At 57.0% G+C, this 18,544-nt stretch carries 17 protein-coding genes; 16 read left to right on the forward strand and 1 reads right to left on the reverse strand.

The features are described 5' to 3' along the window. From AC222A_RS16000 to AC222A_RS16060, 13 genes are all read left to right on the forward strand, one after another. Positions 1 to 878, forward strand: an 878-nt coding sequence (locus AC222A_RS16000) for a hypothetical protein (protein WP_486775246.1), incomplete at its 5' end; no start/stop codon positions are given. Beyond that, positions 856 to 2,082, forward strand: coding sequence for a hypothetical protein (locus AC222A_RS16005; protein WP_372782717.1), 1,227 nt, complete (start codon positions 856 to 858; stop codon positions 2,080 to 2,082). The genes AC222A_RS16000 and AC222A_RS16005, both read left to right, overlap by 23 nt. A gap of 5 nt (positions 2,083 to 2,087) precedes the next feature. Further along, positions 2,088 to 3,602 carry a tetratricopeptide repeat protein gene (locus AC222A_RS16010; RefSeq protein ID WP_372749147.1) on the forward strand — a complete coding sequence of 505 codons (1,515 nt, stop codon included), beginning with the start codon at positions 2,088 to 2,090 and terminating at the stop codon, positions 3,600 to 3,602. A 2-nt stretch (positions 3,603 to 3,604) separates the two neighbouring features. Then, entirely contained in the window at positions 3,605 to 5,656 is a 2,052-nt protein-coding gene (locus AC222A_RS16015) for a PEGA domain-containing protein (RefSeq protein ID WP_486775247.1), read from the forward strand. Then, a complete protein-coding gene (locus AC222A_RS16020; RefSeq protein ID WP_486775248.1) occupies positions 5,653 to 5,904 on the forward strand; it encodes a hypothetical protein in 252 nt (83 codons plus the stop codon). The genes AC222A_RS16015 and AC222A_RS16020 overlap by 4 nt, the downstream gene beginning before the upstream one ends. Positions 5,905 to 5,936: 32 nt before the next feature. Next, positions 5,937 to 6,734: a MotA/TolQ/ExbB proton channel family protein gene (locus AC222A_RS16025; protein WP_372748601.1), complete on the forward strand. Its 798-nt coding sequence runs from the start codon at positions 5,937 to 5,939 to the stop codon at positions 6,732 to 6,734. Further along, a complete protein-coding gene (locus AC222A_RS16030; RefSeq protein WP_372748600.1) occupies positions 6,734 to 8,044 on the forward strand; it encodes a hypothetical protein in 1,311 nt (436 codons plus the stop codon). Before AC222A_RS16025 ends, AC222A_RS16030 begins: the two co-directional genes overlap by 1 nt. 1 nt (position 8,045) lies before the next feature. Further along, the gene (locus AC222A_RS16035; RefSeq protein WP_372764585.1) at positions 8,046 to 9,116 is read left to right on the forward strand and encodes a VWA domain-containing protein; all 1,071 of its coding nucleotides are present in this window, start codon (positions 8,046 to 8,048) and stop codon (positions 9,114 to 9,116) included. After that, on the forward strand, positions 9,113 to 10,111 hold the full coding sequence (locus tag AC222A_RS16040; protein ID WP_372798690.1) for a vWA domain-containing protein: 999 nt from the start codon (positions 9,113 to 9,115) through the stop codon (positions 10,109 to 10,111). Before AC222A_RS16035 ends, AC222A_RS16040 begins: the two co-directional genes overlap by 4 nt. Beyond that, positions 10,111 to 10,704 (forward strand): hypothetical protein, encoded by a 594-nt coding sequence (locus AC222A_RS16045; protein WP_372748597.1) that lies wholly within the window; start codon positions 10,111 to 10,113, stop codon positions 10,702 to 10,704. Before AC222A_RS16040 ends, AC222A_RS16045 begins: the two co-directional genes overlap by 1 nt. Continuing rightward, the gene (locus tag AC222A_RS16050; protein ID WP_372748596.1) at positions 10,701 to 11,351 is read left to right on the forward strand and encodes a hypothetical protein; all 651 of its coding nucleotides are present in this window, start codon (positions 10,701 to 10,703) and stop codon (positions 11,349 to 11,351) included. The genes AC222A_RS16045 and AC222A_RS16050 overlap by 4 nt, the downstream gene beginning before the upstream one ends. A 392-nt stretch (positions 11,352 to 11,743) precedes the next feature. Further along, positions 11,744 to 14,983: an OmpA family protein gene (locus AC222A_RS16055; RefSeq protein ID WP_486775249.1), complete on the forward strand. Its 3,240-nt coding sequence runs from the start codon at positions 11,744 to 11,746 to the stop codon at positions 14,981 to 14,983. Between the two features lie 55 nt (positions 14,984 to 15,038). Next, the gene (locus AC222A_RS16060) at positions 15,039 to 16,706 is read left to right on the forward strand and encodes a ShlB/FhaC/HecB family hemolysin secretion/activation protein (RefSeq protein WP_486775250.1); all 1,668 of its coding nucleotides are present in this window, start codon (positions 15,039 to 15,041) and stop codon (positions 16,704 to 16,706) included. Here AC222A_RS16060 and AC222A_RS16065 read toward each other — a convergent pair. Further along, positions 16,703 to 16,864 carry a hypothetical protein gene (locus AC222A_RS16065; protein ID WP_372799225.1) on the reverse strand — a complete coding sequence of 54 codons (162 nt, stop codon included), beginning with the start codon at positions 16,862 to 16,864 and terminating at the stop codon, positions 16,703 to 16,705. The two genes, AC222A_RS16060 and AC222A_RS16065, sit on opposite strands and share 4 nt — an antisense overlap. Before the next feature lie 308 nt (positions 16,865 to 17,172). Between AC222A_RS16065 and AC222A_RS16070 the strand changes: the two genes are divergently transcribed. From AC222A_RS16070 to pilV, 3 genes are all read left to right on the forward strand, one after another. Beyond that, positions 17,173 to 17,604 (forward strand): type IV pilin protein, encoded by a 432-nt coding sequence (locus tag AC222A_RS16070; protein WP_486775251.1) that lies wholly within the window; start codon positions 17,173 to 17,175, stop codon positions 17,602 to 17,604. Then, positions 17,592 to 18,071 (forward strand): GspH/FimT family pseudopilin, encoded by a 480-nt coding sequence (locus AC222A_RS16075; RefSeq protein ID WP_372758989.1) that lies wholly within the window; start codon positions 17,592 to 17,594, stop codon positions 18,069 to 18,071. Before AC222A_RS16070 ends, AC222A_RS16075 begins: the two co-directional genes overlap by 13 nt. Further along, positions 18,071 to 18,544 (forward strand): type IV pilus modification protein PilV (gene pilV, locus AC222A_RS16080; RefSeq protein WP_486775252.1); only part of this gene is annotated, 474 nt, incomplete at its 3' end. The genes AC222A_RS16075 and pilV, both read left to right, overlap by 1 nt.

Raw genomic sequence — 18,544 nt, forward strand, 5'->3', positions numbered from 1 at the left:
AAGGTCGCAATACCGGGGCGCTACTGACGGTGACGCTGCTGTGTGCGCTGCTGAGTGCCTGCACCACACCACCCACGACCCCGCCAAGTTCGCCGCAACCACCACCCCCTCCCACGCCTCCGCCCAGTCAGTCAGCGCAGCAGCAAGAACAGGAGGCGTCAGAGCAGAAAGAGCAGGCGCAGCAGGAACAGAGCGACAGTGCGGCGGAATCAAAACAACAACCCGCAGAAGCTGCGGCAGCGCGCAAAGCCGAGCAGCAACGTCAACCCCGGGAAGAAGCGCCCACTGGCGCCGAGCAAGAGCAAGATTGGCCGCCCCCGCCACCAGATGCAAAAAGTGCCAGCAGCAGTACCCAGGCTGAGGATGAAAACAGGCAGGACAATGCAGCCCAGCAGCCGGCCAGTGCAGGTGGCGGCGCACCGGCAATGACCGAGCAGGAAAAGTACGATGCACTGAACGCAGAACTATCGCGCTCACTGTCGGGATTTGATCAGCGTCTGGCGCGCGAACAGCGCGAGCTTTCCGAGCGTGAAAAAGCCCAGGCCTTGGCCGCTGAGCAGCGTCGCCGCGAAGCCGGAGGTGGGGCGCAGGGCAGTGGCCAAAGCAGCGGCAGCGGCCAGGGGCAGGATCAGTACGGTTATTCAGCGCCGCCGCCTCCCGGGGCAACCGGCGGTGGTAACATGCCCAAAGGTGGCAACAGGCGCCCCGGCAGTCCCGGCGATAAAGAAGCTCTGCCACCCGCGCCGGATGATGTACCCAGTGGTCAGGATGATGACATTGTGGCGCGACAGTTGCGCGAAGCGGCTGAAAACGAAACCGATCCGGAACTGCGCGAAAAGTTGTGGGATGAATATCGTGAGTACAAACGCAATAACTAGGCTGCGGCCGGCACTTGTTGCTGCACTGGTCCTGCTGACCGGTTGTGTCAGCCAGTCGGTCAAGCATGTCAACGCGACCAAAGCAGTGCACGCCGAACGGGAAATTCCACAGGCGGAATTGCTGGATGTGAACATCGCGGTATTTGATCCGGGGTACACCGAACCGGTGGAGGAAGATTCCGGCATCTTTCCTCAGGTGCGCAAGGCCGAGGCGGGGTTTATCCCTTATCGATTGCGTGAAACCCTGCAGAGCACCGGGCACTGGGGGCCGGTGCGCGTCGTGCCCAGCCCAAATACCTCCTCGGAGCTGACCATCACCGGCCGTATTATCGAATCCACCGGTCGTGACCTGGAAATTGCGGTGCGTGCGGTGGACGCCTCCGGCCGTGTCTGGCTGGACAAAAGTTATCGCGAAACGGCCGCCAGCCTGAGTTATAGCGATGCCGATCCGTCCCAGATAGATCCATTTCAAGATCTCTATAATCGCGTGGCTAACGATCTGTTAAAGCAGCGCAAGGCGCTGAGTTCAAAGCAGCTGCGCGATATCCGCACGCTGGCTTTTCTGCGTTTTGCGGACGACCTTGCTCCGGATGCTTTTGCCGGCTATTTGGGCAAGAACAAGGAGCGCTACCGCGTGCGTGGTTTGCCGGCAGACAGCGACCCCAATGTGCAGCGTATTAATGCGATTCGCGATCGAGACTACCGTTTGGTGGATGCCCTTGATCAACACTACTACCTGTTTGGTGAGCAGATTCAGGCGCCCTACGACGAATGGCGTGCGGCGAGCTATCAGGAAGCGAAAAACCTGGAAAAAGTGCGCAAAGAATCGCTCGCCCGTATGGCCGCTGGCGCCGTTGGTGTGGTTGCCGGCATATACGGGGCCGGGCAGGCCAGCAATAGCGCGCAGGCAGCCGCAGCCTATACCGGCGTGGTTGGCGGCGGCTACCTGTTCAAGACCGGGCTGGATAAAGGCGCCGAGAAAAAACTGCACATTGAAGCGTTGAAAGAGCTCGGTGAATCGCTGTCCAGCGATCTTAAACCACGTGTCATCGAGCTGGACGGTAAAACGGTTACTCTCAGTGGTTCTGCCGAAGCCCAGTACCAGGAGTGGCGTGAATTGTTGCGTAAGATCTATACCAATGAAACCGGGTTTGAACCTGCCAGCGCAGCGCCTCCAGCCTCGTCTCCCGAGAAGGACCAATAGCGGGAATGCCATCAGATCAGCATAAACCGGAGACCATTACCCCGGTTACCCATCGTCCGCCAGAGCAGCAGGCGCCGCCGCGCGCCGTCGCGCAGGCCCCGTTTTTCTGGCCTGCGGTTGCGCTGATCACGCTGCTATTGTGTCTCGTTGTGTTTTGGCTGCCGTCACAGATACCGGAGCGGTCGCTGCCGTCGGTAACCAACATGCCGGTGTCGTCGCCAGCACAGCCTGCAGAGCGCGCGGAGCTTGCCAATGCGCAGCCGGAGCCTGCTCTGGATACCGAAGAAACGCTGGCGCGACGGCAGAAGGCCCAGCGCATTGCCGACGCCCTGCAATTGCGTCGAGCTGAACTGGAAAAGCTCGCTGTAGAACGCTGGGCGTCGGCAGATTATCAGCAGGTGGTGGTCAACGATGAGCGTGCCGCAGACTACTTCGGCAATCGTGAATTTGATGCAGCGGCCACCTATTGGCAAAAAGCGCTTGGCCAGGCCAGCACCCTGCTCGGACAGGTGGAGTCAGTGCTGAAATCGACCGTGGTGCAGGGTTATGACGCGCTGGAAAAGCTAAACAGCGAAGAAGCGACCAAGGCTTTTGATCTGGCGTTGGCGATTCACCCTGAAAACGCACTGGCGCGTATTGGCCTGCAGCGGGCGCAAAACTTGCCTCAGATACTCACGCTCATGGCCGCCGCTGAAAATCACGAACGGCAGGATCAGTTAGATCAGGCCATGATGCTCTATCGTGAAGTGCTGCGACTCGATCCGCAGTCTGCTGCGGCGAAAGAGGGCATGCAGCGGTTGGCCAAGGCCATGCAGGATTGGGAATTTCGTATCACTCTGTCGACAGCTCAGCAGGCGCTTGATGCTGGTGATTACGCGGCCGCCAAGCGCGAGTTTCAGAAGGCCAACGCCATCAAAAAAAATGACCCTGCAGTGGTAGAGGGTTTGGCACAAACGGAACGCGGCCTGCTGCAGGCGGAGATTGCGCGGCTTAAACAGCGCGCCGAACGCGCTACTGCCGCCGAAGACTGGGGCACAGCCGTAAGCCACTACCAGCGGATTGTGAAACTCGACAACACGCTTGCGTTTGCACACGATGGCCTGGCCCGCAGTCGCGAGCGGCAATCACTGGATGCACGTGTGCAGGCGCTGATTGATGAGCCGGATCGCCTTTTCAGTAACGCTGTGCTGGACAGCGCGAAAAAGTTGCTGCGCGACGCGCAGGCTGTGCCTGGCCCCGGACGAAAGTTGCAGGCTCAGATAATTGCCCTGCAAGAGGCAATCGCTCGCGCGGACACCGACGTTCGCGTCAGTTTGCTCTCTGACAATGTCACCAGTGTGATGGTTTACCGGGTTGGGCGGCTCGGCCAGTTTGAGCGTAAGGAATTGTTATTGTCGCCTGGCGATTACGTGATTGTAGGGCGCTGCGAGGGCTATCGGGACGCGCGTAAAACCGTTACCGTGCCAGCGGGCATTGAGCGCTTCGGCCCCATCGATATTCGCTGCACAGAAAAACTTTAAAAATGGATAACAACAAGCCCCACAGCATCAAGCCAGCCACCTTTCAGCCGCCGACCGAGCCGGTGGGCCGCCAGCGTCGACCTTTGCGCCCGCTGTTGATCGGCGCAGTGATGCTGTTGGTGGCGCTGCTGTTTGGCCTATGGTTTGTGCTGACTGCAACAGCTATCAAAATCCAGACTGAGCCGCAGGCCGAGCACCTGCAGGTGAAGGGCGGGTTGGTTTTGCCGCTGGGGGGCAATTTTCTGCTGCGCCCCGGCGCCTACACGGTGCATGCTTCTACGCCCGGGTATCACGATCTCGAAGCGCCGCTGCAGGTTGTTGCCGAAGGCGAAACGCTGTTTCAGTTTTCACTGGAAAAACTGCCCGGGTATCTGACTGTCAGCTCGTCGCCGCCTGAAGCACAGGTTATCTTGCAGGATACATCGCACGGCTACACCCCGCTTAATGCACTGGAGCTGAACGCGGGAAGCTATAGCTACCTTATTCGGGCACCGCGTTATCAGGAGGCTACCGGGCAGGTCGAGATCGAAGGGCTGGGACGTCAACAGCGGCTTCATGTGGCGCTCGACCCGCTCTGGGCAGACGTCACGCTGCAGTCGGTGCCCTCCGGCGCCACCCTGACCGTTGATGGTGAGCCGGTGGGGCAGACCAGCGACAGCGGTATCACCGCAGAAATAATGCCAGGCAAACACGTTCTCGGGCTGTCATTGCCAGGCTACGAAGATTGGGCCTATTCGATTATTACCGAAGCCAATACCGCGCAAACCCTGCCGCCTGTAAAACTGCAGCGCCGCTATGCGACCTTGAACGTGACGAGCAAGCCGGCGGGTGCGCGGGTGATGGTCAACGGCGAATACCAGGGGCTGTCGCCGCTTGCTGTTGAACTGCGTCCCGACGTTCCGGTCGAGATCACGCTCAGCAAAGCTGGCTATGCCAACACAGTGCGCACGGTATCGGTGGCTAGTGGCGCGGAAGAATCCCTGAGTGCCACGATGCAGCCAGTCGTCGGCGAGGTGCTGGTGCGGACAGTTCCGGCAGACGCGCTGCTTTATATTGACGGTATTCTGCGTGGCCGCGCCAATCAGACCGTGCAACTGACAGCCACCGCTCATCGCTTCGAAATCAAAAAGTCGGGTTACGCGACAGTCACGCGCACGGTAACGCCGCGCGGCGGCTATCAACAACAGCTTGATGTGCGCCTGCTGACAGACCGGGAAGCCTATCTGGCGCGCTTTCCGGAAACAGTAGAAACTTCTACCGGGGATAAACTAATCCGCATAGAGCCGGGCAGCTTCAGTATGGGGTCGCCGCGTCGGGCGCAGGGGCGACAGGCCAACGAAGTGCAGCGGGATATCAAGCTCACGCGCATGTACTATCTGGCTACCACCGAAGTTACCAACGCGGCGTTTCGTCAGTTTCGTGCCGAACACTCCTCCGGCATTGTGCAGAGAACCACACTCGACAACGACAACTACCCGGTGGCTCGGGTCAGCTGGGACGACGCGATAGCCTTTTGCAACTGGCTCAGCAAACGCGACGGATTGCCCGAGGCCTATCGCAATGGCAAATTGATTACACCGGTTAATACCGGCTACCGTTTGCCAACGGAAGCCGAGTGGGTGTGGGCCGCGCGTTACAGCGCGGGTCGGGAAGAGCGGCAGTACGCCTGGGGCAATACCATGCCACCGACCGGTCGTGCCGGAAACTATGCGGATATTTCTGCGCAGGGCGTGGTCGACAAAACCCTTAGCAGCTACAACGATGGTTACGTTGCCGCCGCGCCGGTAGGTAAGTTTGACCCTAACCCAACGGGTCTTTTTGATCTGGGTGGTAACGTCAGTGAATGGATGAACGATCACTACAGTGTTGAAGTTTCCACCAGTGTGGAAACCGATCCACTGGGCATCGGTAGTGGCAAGCTGCATACCATTCGAGGTGCCAGCTGGCGCCACGGCCGTATAACTGAATTACGGCTGGTATACCGCGACTCTGGTGCCGAGGGCCGTGACGATGTGGGCTTTCGTCTGGCCCGATTTGCGGAGGCGGCGCAATGAAACGATGGTTGGCGCTGTTGTATTTTCCATTGGCAGCACTGGCTCAGCAGCTGGATCGTGGCGACACGCCAGCGACCGACCGCGAGGGGGAGGCACAATCGCCACAGGCCTATGAGCTGCAGCTCGATGGTGCCGAGCCCGCCGGAAAAGGTGGTGAACAGCGCCGCGAAGCACCGGTGGTGCGCGAATTCAAACCCAGCGAAGAGGTGTTGGCCGATACCATCTTGAGCCTGCCCGCCGATATCTGAACACGGCAAGGACTAACTGAACGGACGCAACGATGAAAACAACATTGTCCAACGAATTTCTCTATCAGCTGTTTGCGCTGCTAATTTCCGTTTTGGTGGTGCACACCGCCTATGTCACAGTGATACGTCCCGAGGCGCGTCTGATCGAACAGGAGCAGCAACTGATGATTGAGCAGAATCCGGATTATCAACCGGAGCGTTCAATGCTGGTCATCATTCGTGATTTTGAGCAGGAGACCTGTTTCATACTTCTTTTCTGGGCCATCGCCTTGCTGGCGATGAAAGCCCAGGCGGTTACCCGTCAGCGCGAACAACTCAATCAGAACCTGATACAGCTGGCAGAAGGAGAGACTATACTGCCCGACGATGCGCGCCATCATGCACGCGTTATTGAGGCGCTGCCAGAACCAGATCGAAGCTATCTTTATCCGCGCACCCTGCTTACCGCACTGCGCCGTTTTCGCTCCACCCGCAATATTCAGAACGTAGCTGATGCGGTGGCCCAAACCTGTGATGCGGAAATTGAACGTCTGGAAGCGGAATTGTCGATGATCCGATACATTGCCTGGGCGATTCCTTCAATCGGCTTTATTGGTACCGTGCGCGGTATAGGCGATGCGCTCGGCATGGCGCACAAAGCCATTGAAGGTGATATCAGCGGGGTAACCGCCAGTCTCGGACTGGCCTTTAACTCCACCCTGATTGCCCTGATTCTCTCCATCGTATTGATGTTTGCTCTGTATCAATTGCAGTTATTGCAAGAGCGGCTAGTGCTGGATACGCAAACCGCCTGTGATCGTGGGCTAATACAAAATCTGCAGAGTCAGTGATGCGCATCCTTGAACTGAATGATATAGCCCTGCGGCTGTTTGACAACGAAACTCTGGTGCTCGACTCACCGGCACTGGCGGTATTGCAAAACAACGAGTTTTTAACCGGCGACGCTGCGCGCCGTCAGGCGCGGCTTAATCCGCGTGTTACCTTTGACCAGTTTTGGGAGCATCTGGACCAGCAGGCGTTGAATCGGCCGGCAGGTCGCGCCCGCAGTCACGCCGATATTGCCTGGTTTTATCTGCAGCAACTGTTGGCAACCGCGGGTAATCCCGAGGCGGAAACGCTACTGCTGGTACCGGAGCAGTTTGGCGGACAACGGTTGGCGTTGCTGTTGGGCATTGCCCAGAGTTGCGGTGTCAGCGTTGCCGGCGTTGCCGAAAAGTCAGTGGTGGCCTGCGCGGGTGTAACACCGTCGAACGGTGCATTGCGCTATCTCGATATTACCCGGCATCGTTTGTATTGCAGCGACCTCGTGCTGGATCAACGACTGGCATTGAACAGTGCACGTGAACTCAATGCTCCCGGTTGGCGTTGGTGTGAAGAGCAGAGCATTCGGCAGTTGTCTGCGCAATTTTTGCAGGAAACCCGGTTTGACCCCTTGCACGAAGCGGCCAGCGAACAGCGCCTCTATGATCGCCTGCCGAGCCTGCTGGCCTCACTCAACACAGCCGACCGCGTCAATGTCAATCTGCCGGCCGGGCAGCGAGACCACCGCATAGACTGGCACCGAGATGAATTGATCAAAGCTTTGAACGATGTTTATCAAGCGCTTGAGGTTGCCGTGGAAGAAGCAACGGGGCCGGTGGTACTCAGTCACCGCCTGAACCTGCTGCCGGGACTGGTTGACCGCTTGCGCCAGCGTGGTCAGTGTCTGCTGCTGGACGACTCGGCGCTGCCACGTAACGCCCTCGCGCTTCAAGCGCAGCTGGTCTCCGAGGCTTCTGCCCCGGTTTGGGTTAAAGCGCTGACCCTTGATGCTGGGCGGAACACCTCTTCGCTTTCGAATGACTCGGCAACTAACACCAATTCAAACACCACCAATTCAAACACCGCCAATACAAACACCGGGGGAGGCAGTCCCACGCATATTCTGTGTGATGGCGTAGCAACCCCGCTGAGCGCATCGCGCTTGCCTGCACCAGTGCGAGCGAAACGTGATACGGCGGGTTGGGTGTTGCAGGCCAATACTGCCGAACCTCTATTGTTGAACAATCGTCCACTCACACAACTACCGGTGCAGGTGGGTGACCGCTTACAGGTTGCCGGTTGCGAGTATGTCTTTATTCGGGTGAGCGACGGAGACTGACATGCGCCGGCGCCGTGGCATGGAACAGTTCAGCATGTCCTTTCTGGATGCCATGTCGTGTGGATTGGGCGCGGTGATCCTCATCTTTATGATCATCAATCACGCCAGCGAAGTGCGTGCTACCGGAAAACACAGGGATATTGCCCAGAACCTGAGTCTGCTCGAAGAGGAGGTGCTGGAAAAACGCAGCGCGTTGGCGGCTCTGACCGCTGCGCTCAAGGAAACGGAACAACAGCGCGAAGCCGCCAAGCGTGAAATGGCGAGCCTCAAAGATATCATTGAGCAGGAAGACGACAGTGATGAAGAGGTTCGGATCCGCGAAAAAAATATCAAAGCGCTGAAGCAGGAACTCAAAGCCATTGAAAAACAGGTTAACTCCCTGCGCGAAGAAAAAGGTGATGGCGACGCCACGCGTGCATTTGCCGGCGAGGGCCGACGCCAGTACCTGACCGGACTCAGTGTCGACGGCGAGCGCATCCTGATTCTGCTGGACAGCTCAGCCTCTATGCTCGGCGATAAGGTGGTGGATGTGATTCGGCGCCGTAACATGAGTGACGCACGCAAGCTGGCGTCGCCCAAATGGCAGCGCGCGCTTAACACCGTCGACTGGATTACTACCCAGGTACCGGTAACCGCCAGTTTTCAGATATACCACTTCAACACCAAACTTGAGGCGGCACTACCGGGTACCGAGGGCAAGTGGCAGTCCACGGATCAAGGAAAACGTTTGACCGAAGCCGTTAGCAATTTACGCCGAACAATTCCGGCCAACGGCACCAGCCTGGAGCTCGCCTTTCGCGCTTTACAAACACTCGATCCGGCGCCGGACAATGTGTTTCTGATTATTGACGGTTTGCCCACCCAGGATGTCAGCGCTTCGCAGACTGGTGGCGTTTCCGGCCGAGAGCGCTTGCGACTGTTTACCACCGCAGTGAGCCGCCTGCCCAAATCGGTGCCAGTGAATGTGATCCTGTTTCCGATGGAAGGTGACCCACTGGCCGCCAGTACCTACTGGCAACTGGCGCGCACCAGTGGTGGCGTGTTTATGAGCCCGTCGGAGGCTTGGCCATGAGGCGACGTCGGCGCGAAACAGAGGTCTTTGGTCTATCCTTTCTAGATGCGATCAGCTGTGGTTTTGGTGCCATCGTATTGCTGCTGGTGCTGACCAAAATTGCGGAGCCAACCAAGATTGTGGAGCAAGGCATCGGCCTGCAGGCAATGGCGGAAAAACTGGCCGCTGAATTACCCCAGCTGGATGCCAAGCTGGAAAGTCTGGAGCAGAAACTGGCGGCAGAGGGCAAACGCCTTTCCGAGGCCGAGCAAACCCTGGCGAGTATGCGGCCACAGGCGCGGGCACTGGAGGCGGAGCGGGCAGATGCGCAGCTGGAAGCGGAAGCGGCATCGGCGATAGAAAACCGCCTCGCGCTGGCGCGACAGCAATTGACGGATGAGATGAAGCGTCTCTATGCCAGTGGCGCACGCCGCCCCAGCGATTCGGTGGGCGGTATCCCGGTGGATAGCGAATACATCATTTTTGTTATCGATACCTCGGGCAGTATGCACGGCTACGCCTGGCCCACGGTTATTAAAAAGATGACCGAAACACTCGATCTGTATCCTAAAGTGAAGGGGTTGCAGATTATGAATGACATGGGGGATTACATGTTCAGCCAGTATGCGGGAGATTGGATTCCGGATACGCCGGGGCGTCGTAAAGCCATTATCAGTCGGATGGCAAGCTGGCAGCCTTTTTCAAATTCGAGCCCAGTGGAAGGTATCACTCGAGCCATACGCGCGTTTTATGCTGAGGACAAAAAGATCAGTATTTATGTGTTTGGCGATGAATTTACCGGTAATTCAATTCAGTCGGTGTTGGATACCGTTGCGCGTATTAATCCGCGCGGGTCAGACGGGAAACCTCAAGTGCGCATTCATGCGGTTGGGTTTCCGGTGCAATTTGCGCGCAATGGTATCCGGCCCACGGGCGTGCGTTTTGCCATGCTGATGCGAGCGCTGTGTCAGCAAAACGGCGGTACCTTTGTCGGTTTGCAAACCCTGGAGCAATAATGCGACGTATCTGCGCAATCATTCTTCTAACGTTACTGGCCGGCTGCAGTCACCAGGTGACACTGGAGGAATCCTTTCCGGAGCCGGTGATCAGCAAGCTGCCGGCCACAGTGGTTCTCTATCTCCCTGACGAACTGCGCAATGCGGTGCACAAGCAGAAACCAGAACACGGTGGTGAATGGACAATCCGTTTTCGCGGTGCCAATACTCAACTTTTTGAGACAGTTTTTCGTGGGCTATTCCAGAACCTGACGGTAGCAACCGACAAAGACGAGATACCGGAAGATGCCCTGGTGATCACGCCGACCATGACAGATTTTCAGTTCAGCACGCCGGGCATGAGCAAAACCGACTTTTACGAAGTGTGGATTAAATACCGGTTGGAGTTGGCGCAGCCCAAAAACCGGATAGTGCATACGTGGCCATTTACCGCCTATGGTCGTGACGAAAAATCGGGAAAGCCAGCCAGCAACGCGATGCGAGAAGCGAGCCGCCGCGCCATGCGCGATGCCGCTGCTGCCATTGTGCTCAACTACCCAAAGCAAAAGGTAGTTAAAAAGCATCTGCAAGCGAGTATTGGGGCCGTGCAATGATGCGTCGCGTACTGTTGTTGTGCATGGTGGTTTGGCTCGGCGGCTGCGTCAGTTCATCAGTGGAGCAGTTACGCAACGCTCCTGTTGGAGTGTTAAAGAAGGGTGAGACCATTGTAGTGCTCGGCCGACGTCAGAACTTTCGACACCAGACCGAGGCCGATTTCACGCGGTGTGTGTATAACTCGCTAGTTCGCCAGAAATTGCCAGTGAAGTCCGAGCGAAAGTTTATGGATGAAATGTTTCCCTGGTTTCAGCCTCGAATGGCTCCACGTACGGCGGAAGCGCTGGCAGAGCGTCTTAAAGAGCCTGTTATAGCTGACCGTCTGCAGCAGTCCGGTACGCGTTATATCGTCTGGCTGGACGGAGTTACTCGCCGAGGCGAAGACGGCGGGAGCCTATCCTGCAGTGTTGGTGCCGGCGGTGGTGCCTGCGTTGGGCTTCTGTGGTGGGAGGAAGACGCCGAGTACGAAGCCGTGGTGTGGGATATGCAAACCCTCAAATCTATGGGCAAGATCGCTGTAGAGGCAAGTGGCACGTCCTACATCCCGGCTGTAATTGTTCCCATACCCCTTATTGCCCCCACCCTCTCGGCGGCCTGTTCCGGCGTTGCTCGTCAGCTTGGCGAGTTTTTGTCTGCAAATCCATAACATATGTGCTCGTTTGGCTGGATGAGTCGAATCGGTGACTTGGCTACTTTTAGATGCTTTTAGATGCTTTTAGATGCTTATGCGGCGTCCGATTCGTGCGCTGGCATTCAAGGTTGTTATAAAAACAGTTCGCAAAACGACAACTTTCATTAAGCCGCCGATAGATCGCAACACCGCTTCACTGTTAGCATAGAAGATGAAAAAGTCTCATTAATTGACTGTTCTAATAACACACTGAAAAAATTAATCCTCAAAGTCGCATAGGCGGCGGGAGTTTAGGGGGCATGAAGAGTCGTCGGCCAAGAGTCGAAAGGTTGGTTTACGCAATTTTATTCGCTTCGGTTTTTCCGACAGCGAGTCACGGCCAACTTTTGGGTGGTTTAAGCGAGTCTTTGGGTACGTCGGAGGTGCTGGCACCTACTGGTGTTAATGAAACAGTCATTGCGCCCGTTGATACGTTGCTGGCGCCCGTTGAGCCTGCACTTGATCCGGTCTCGCCCCTGCTGCTGTCACCTGACAGTGAAGCAGACTTATTACTGATGGATAGTGAAGCGACAGCTGGCAGCGAGGCTGATGAAGTCTCCCCGTTAGAGCCGGTTACTGAGCCATTGGGAGAGAGCATCGCTCCCTTGGTTGATACGATAGATACTACGCTGGATCCGGTTACAGATCCTGTGGATTCAACCATTGCACCGATTGTTGAGGCAGTGGAACCAGTTACAGACCCTTTAACTACAGTAGCAGAACCGCTGACCTTCCCTGTCGAAGGAGCTGTTCAAGACCTTACTGGTGGCAGTGTCGAGGACGCAACGACCACCAGTAATGACCAGAATGCGGCGAACGGTGATGGCGTAGTCAATGACTTGTTGGGTAGTTCTGATAGCACGTCTGGTCAGACTCAGGATACCTCACCGATTGAAATGGTGAGCGAACCGCTGGGCGATAGCCTGTCGCCACTGGTTGAAGCAGTCGATACTGGCCTAGATCCTATTACTGACCCCGTTGATGGGGCATTAGCACCTGTTATTGAGACGCTGGAGCCGGTGACCGAGCCGGTATTGACGACGCTTGACCCGGCAACCAGCCCGGTAGATGGCTTGGCTGCAGACCTCACCGGCGGCAGTGTTACAGATGCTGTAACGACAACCGGTGATGGCAATACCAGTGATGGCGACGGCGCTGTCAGTGACGTATTGGGTGGATCAGGTACTTCGTCGGAGTCGGGCGATGTCTCGCCAATTGCGCCATTTAGTAGCGCGGCGGGTGAAAGCCTTACGCCGTTGGTAGATACCGTTGACACTGGTCTGGACCCGATAACCGACCCTGTTGATTCAGCGCTGGCACCAGCAGTAGAGGCGCTGGAGCCGGTCACCGATCCCCTGCTGGAAACTACTGAACCAGTTACTAGCCCTGTTGATGGTTTGGCCACTGACGTGACTGGCGGTAGTGTCACAGATGCACTTACCACCACCGGTGACGGCAACACCGGCGATGGGGATGGAGTGGTGAACGACCTGCTTGGTGGTTCAGATACCACAGGTAGCGATGAAACCTCCCCGACACAACCAATCAGTGAGCCTGCCGGTGAGGGCTTGGCCCCCGCGGTCGATGCCGTAGACACCACATTGGATCCGATTACCGACCCAGTTGATGCGGTACTGGCACCGGTAGTTGAAGCCCTCGAACCGGTCACTGAACCGGTGGTGGATGGTCTGTCGCCGGTGATTGAACCGGTGGACGGCGTTGTAGGTGATACCACGGGTGGTAGCCTCAGCGATGCGCTGACCACCAGCGGTGATGGTGATACCAGCAATGGCGATGGCGTGATTAACGACCTGTTGGGCAGTGGTTCTGGCACGGGTAGTGATGGCGGTACCAGTGATGGTTCCGGCTCAGGCCTGGGTGGTCTGGTCGATACCGTAGACACCACATTGGATCCGGTTACCGACCCAGTTGATGCGGTACTGGCACCGGTAGTTGAAGCCCTCGAACCGGTCACTGAACCGGCGGTGGATGGTCTGTCGCCGGTGATTGAACCGGTGGACGGCGTTGTCGGCGATACCACGGGTGGCAGCCTCAGCGATGCGCTGACCACTAGCGGTGACAGCAACACCGGCAACGGTGATGGTGTGATTAATGATTTGCTGGGCAGTGGTTCCGAAACGGGCAGCGATGGCGGTGCCAGTGATGGCTCCGGCTCTGGCCTGGGTGGTCTTGTTGATGCAGTAGACACTACCCTAGACCCAATTACCGATCCCGTTGATGCGGTGCTGGCCCCAGTCGTTGAGGCACTGGAGCCTGTGACCACCCCAATCGTTGAGGGCGCCGCTCCGGTTATCGAACCGGTGGATAGCGTTGTTGGCGGCGTAACTGGCGGCAGTGTGAGTGATGCGCTGACCACTAGTGGTGACAGCAACACCGGCAACGGTGATGGTGTGATTAACGACCTGCTGGGCAGTGGTTCCGAAACGGGCAGCGATGGCGGTGCCAGTGATGGCTCCGGCTCTGGCCTAGGCGGTCTTGTTGATGCCGTAGACACCACCCTCGACCCAATTACCGATCCCGTTGATGCGGTGCTGGCCCCAGTCGTTGAAGCCCTCGAGCCGGTCACTGAACCGGTCGTGGATGGTCTGTCGCCGGTGATTGCGCCGGCGGACGGCGTTGTTGGCGATACTACGGGTGGCAGTCTCAGCGATGCGCTGACCACCAGCGGTGATGGTGATACCAGCAATGGCGACGGCGTGATTAATGATTTGCTGGGCAGCGGTAGCAGCGATGCGGGCACCGATGGCGGCAGCAGTGATGGCTCAGGCCTGGGTGGTCTTGTTGATGTGATCGACACCACGCTGGACCCAATTACCGATCCCGTTGATAACCTTCTTGAGCCAATTGTCGAAGGCCTGGAGCCAGCTACGGGTCCCTTGCTGACTGTACTCGATCCGGTTATTTCACCGCTTGACGGTGTGGTTGGTGATATCACCGGCGGCAGTCTTGAAGATGCGCTTGGCAGTGACGGTGGCGGTGTAATCGCAGATCTGCTCGGCAGCAATATTTCTGATGCGCCGCTGCCCGGTTTGGGTGGCGAAGGCTTTTACGGTTCAAACGGCCGTGATCAAATGGCGCTGCAGCGTGTTGACGAACAAGCCTCGGCTGCCGAGCGTTGCAGTGACGGCGACGCCGATACCGTTTGTGATAGCGATGATCTTTGCCCAATGTCCAAGCCGGGCAGCAAAGTATTGGCGAATGGCTGTGACTTGCTGACCACTGCCCACCTGGAATTGGAGGGTGTTCGCTTTGACACGAACAGCGCAGAATTGACGCCAGAGGGTAAGGTTATTCTCAAGCGTGCGTTGGTATTACTTAACGCGCAGTCTGACGGTCGGATTATTATTGCCGGCCACGCTGATACCAGAGGAAGCGATCCATACAACGAAAAACTCTCGCTGAATAGAGCGCGCGCTGTTGCCAATTACCTTGCGGAAAATGGGATCTCTGTCGACCGCATGGAAGTAAAAGCCTACGGTGAGTCCGACCCGGTCGCTGCGGAAGATAGTGAAGCGGGCAGTGAGCGCAACCGGCGAGCGGTCTTGATTGTTGCACCGCAGGCTCAGCGCAATGCGATGACACGCTAGGTGTCATCGCAATAGCTCGCAGACTTTTAAAAATTATCTTAGGGGAATACGCGTAATGGCAATCGATTTACCTCCGGTACTGCCGCCAGTTCTGGCGGACGAGGCTTCCTATTATGAATTGAAGCGCGGGGTGTCGAACACATTAGGCATTCAAGGGGATATCGCGGGCACAACGATTCGTGTCTACGGCAATCAAAAACTCGATGCCGAAGCGGTTCGTGCAATGATTGCCGAGGCCGCTGTGCCCTCTGAATTTATCAAGCAATTAACGCGCGCCTATTACGATGACGGTAACATTCTGACGCGCGTGCTGTATTTTAGAGAGGGAACAACTGTCTCTGTTTTTATCAGCGAGTATGAGTTAGCTGGTGTTGAGGGCAGTGAAAGCATTACACCGTATTTTGTCGGTTTGCGCGGCGACTCTGATCTGACCTTGGGAGAGTTTTACAACGCGCGTGAGCTCGCCAATATTCGTTCGGAGCGCTCGGGAGTAAATTACCGAACGCACTTTGAAGTGCTCGACGGCAATCAGGCAACGCTGGTGCTGGAGCCTGAGCCGGTTGCCGACCACGACGCCACTGATATCTTTCTCGAGCTGAATAATCGGGGTAGTCGGTTTGCTGGCCGTTACTACGGGATTGCCGGGTTGCAACACAACTTCGCGTCGGGAACGCAGGCCACACTGGCGTACCAGCACGCTTTTTCTGATTTGGGTGGCTCCCGCCTGGGCAGCGACCTCGACCAGCTGAAATTTTCACTGGACCATCCTTTTACGTTTGGCCTGTATGGCATAGAACTGGCCCACGTTGAGTACAAAAGTACCGTGGAGTCTGTGCAAACTACCCAGGGCAGCTGCACATTACTGATTCTGGGTTGCACGCCCGCAAGCAGCCAAACCACTGAACGCGGCACCGACGGCGAAGTCAGCGAAATGGCCCTTACCGGCAAGCAGTACCTGTACAGCACGCCACTGGCGGGTATCAGTCTGTCGCAGCGATTAGAACATGTGGACACCAAGGTAGAAGCAGACGGGCTTTCTGACCCGTTACTGGATGAAACCTATCAGGTGGCTGAGCTGGGCGTTGATTATGTACGTCGTCCGGTTCCTGTAAGTGGCGACTCATCCCTGCAGGCCGGTTTGAAAGTGCGCTATGGCCTCGGCGGCGACGGTGGTACCTTGGACCGCTATGACGAGTTCCGGGCGCAGAACCCATCGAGCTCAGTACCGGATGTAGTACCAGCGGCGCGCAGCGCAGATTTTCTCACCTTTCACCCGAGCGTGGATTACCATTGGCGGTATGCACCGCAGTGGGTTGCGAGTGCCAGCTTTAAGGGGCAATTTGCCAGCGAGCAGTTACCCCAGCAGCAGCAGTATGTGCTCGGTGGCATGTATTCCTTAAGTGCCTATTTACCGGGTGCATTGATTGGTGATGAGGGTTATCTGCTGCGCCTGAACGTTACCACGCGTCGCAACTGGTGGGGGTTTGACTGGCGGCCGTCGGTGTTTATTGAACACGGCGCGGCCTGGTTCAACGAAACGTCCAGTGATCTGGGTGACAGTCAGTCAGCATCCGATATCGGCATCCGTCTGGCCACAGAGTTTGGCGACGGGCTGTCAATGGATATCGTGGCGGCGACCCCGCTGAGCAAGGATGTCAGTGACGAAGACCGGCTCGAAGATGCCGAAGCGGATTTCTTCTGGCGTCTGCGAAAAGTCTTCTAGGTGTTTTCCAGCGCGCGGCGGAAGTGGACCGCATAACAGTCTTGCGACTGAATGGCGGGGCGCTGTCCCTTTGGCGACAAGATAACGCCTGCGAGTGTGCTTAACGCCAATACGCCAGCCATTAGCCAGACGGGATTTAGCTCTGTCAGGTAGATCATGGTTACGCCCCCAATAATGTTGTCATTGGGGGCTAGACTAGCCTTCTCCCGCGATTCCCAATACTCGCAAATACCCGTAACTGCACGTGGTGTGTACTTACTCTCCTGGTGGGGATTCCCGTCTTCGCTGAGCCCTACCGTTATCCACGAGCCTGATCGCTACCTCGCGTTGCATGAGTTTTGTGAACCAGTGCCCGAAGCCGTTGCCGTTCGTCGCAGAAATCAACCATTCGTCGCTTTTCCCATGCACGGCTTCAGCACACTGGCATACTCCTCATAATTGCCTTAACTGACTCTTGGGAAAGTACATGCAACGGATTCCTAAACAAAAAGGATTTACCCTCATTGAACTGATGGTGGTGGTTGCTGTGATCGCCATTCTCGGCACCATTGCGGTAAACAGCTATCGCGACAGTGTGGTTCGGGCAAACCGCGCTGCGGCGGTTGGCTTCGTGCTGGAAGTGGCCAATGCGCAGGAGCGCTATTTTCTCGACAACCGCAGCTACGCCATCGACAGCGGATCTACGTCGGCCATTGAAGACACGCTGGGCATGGCTATACCGGATGAGGTGGCTGACAACTATACGCTTACCGTTACCGATCCGGCGGGCTCGGTACAATATCTGATTTCCGCTGCACCAAAAGGCGCCCAGGCCAGCAGTGACAGCGCCTGCGGTACCTTGACACTAAACAATCAGGGCGCCAAGACAGATGCGGGAGGCGACCGGTGTTGGAAGTAAAGCGCAGCCTCCGGGGTTACACCTTGATGGAGTTGTTGGTGACGCTGTCCATCGTCGCCATTATCGCTTCCATCGCCGTGCCGTCCTTTCAGAATATGATCGCCACGCAGCGAGTGCGCAGCGCAACGGCTGATCTGACATCAGCCTTGAGCCTGGCCCGCAGTGAGGCTGTTAAACGCAATCGGGTGGTTACCATAACGCCGGCGGGCAGTCCGGCGGCCTGGCACAAGGGCTGGTCTATCAGCTATGTCGACGCAAACGGTAATACGCAGACCTTGGAAACCCATGGGGCGATTGATGGTGTCACCATGGCGGGCAGCACGGCGTTGAGCTTTCGAAGTGATGGGCGGCGTAACAGTGCTGCGGTGGCAATAACTATCAGCCCGCCATCGGGTTCCAGTGCCAAGAAACACTGTGTTGAAGTATCGCCAACAGGCAAAACTGAAACCAAAGCGGGGGCGTGCTGATGGCTGGATCGAGACCTAAAGCTGCAGGCTATTCCATGATCGAGATCCTGGTGGCGCTGGTGGTGTCACTGGTTACTCTGATGGGTGCGGCCGGCCTGGTGGTACGCACAGTTCAGCAGGAAACCGAAGCGGTGCAGCGTCTTCAGGCGCTGACGCTGGTGCAGGATATGGTCGATCGGATCAATATTAATCGTCAGGTAGCCAGCTGCTATTCGGATGGTGCCAATGGGGTAAAAGTCGGCAAGGGGGCAACCCAGACCAAAGATGAGCAGGGCACCGTTTCGGTCTCCCTGCCTACGTGTACGTCCGGTAACAGTTCAGAAAACGCAAAGGCCGAAGCAGATCTTGAACAGTGGCACGAGTTGCTCAGTGGCGCGGCAGTGCAAACAGACGACAATGCGAATATTGGTGCCATGCTCAATGCTACCGGCTGTATCGAGCAAGTAAGTGCCGCCGATCGGGAGTACCGAATC

It is taken from the genome of Litorivivens sp. (assembly GCF_057445395.1).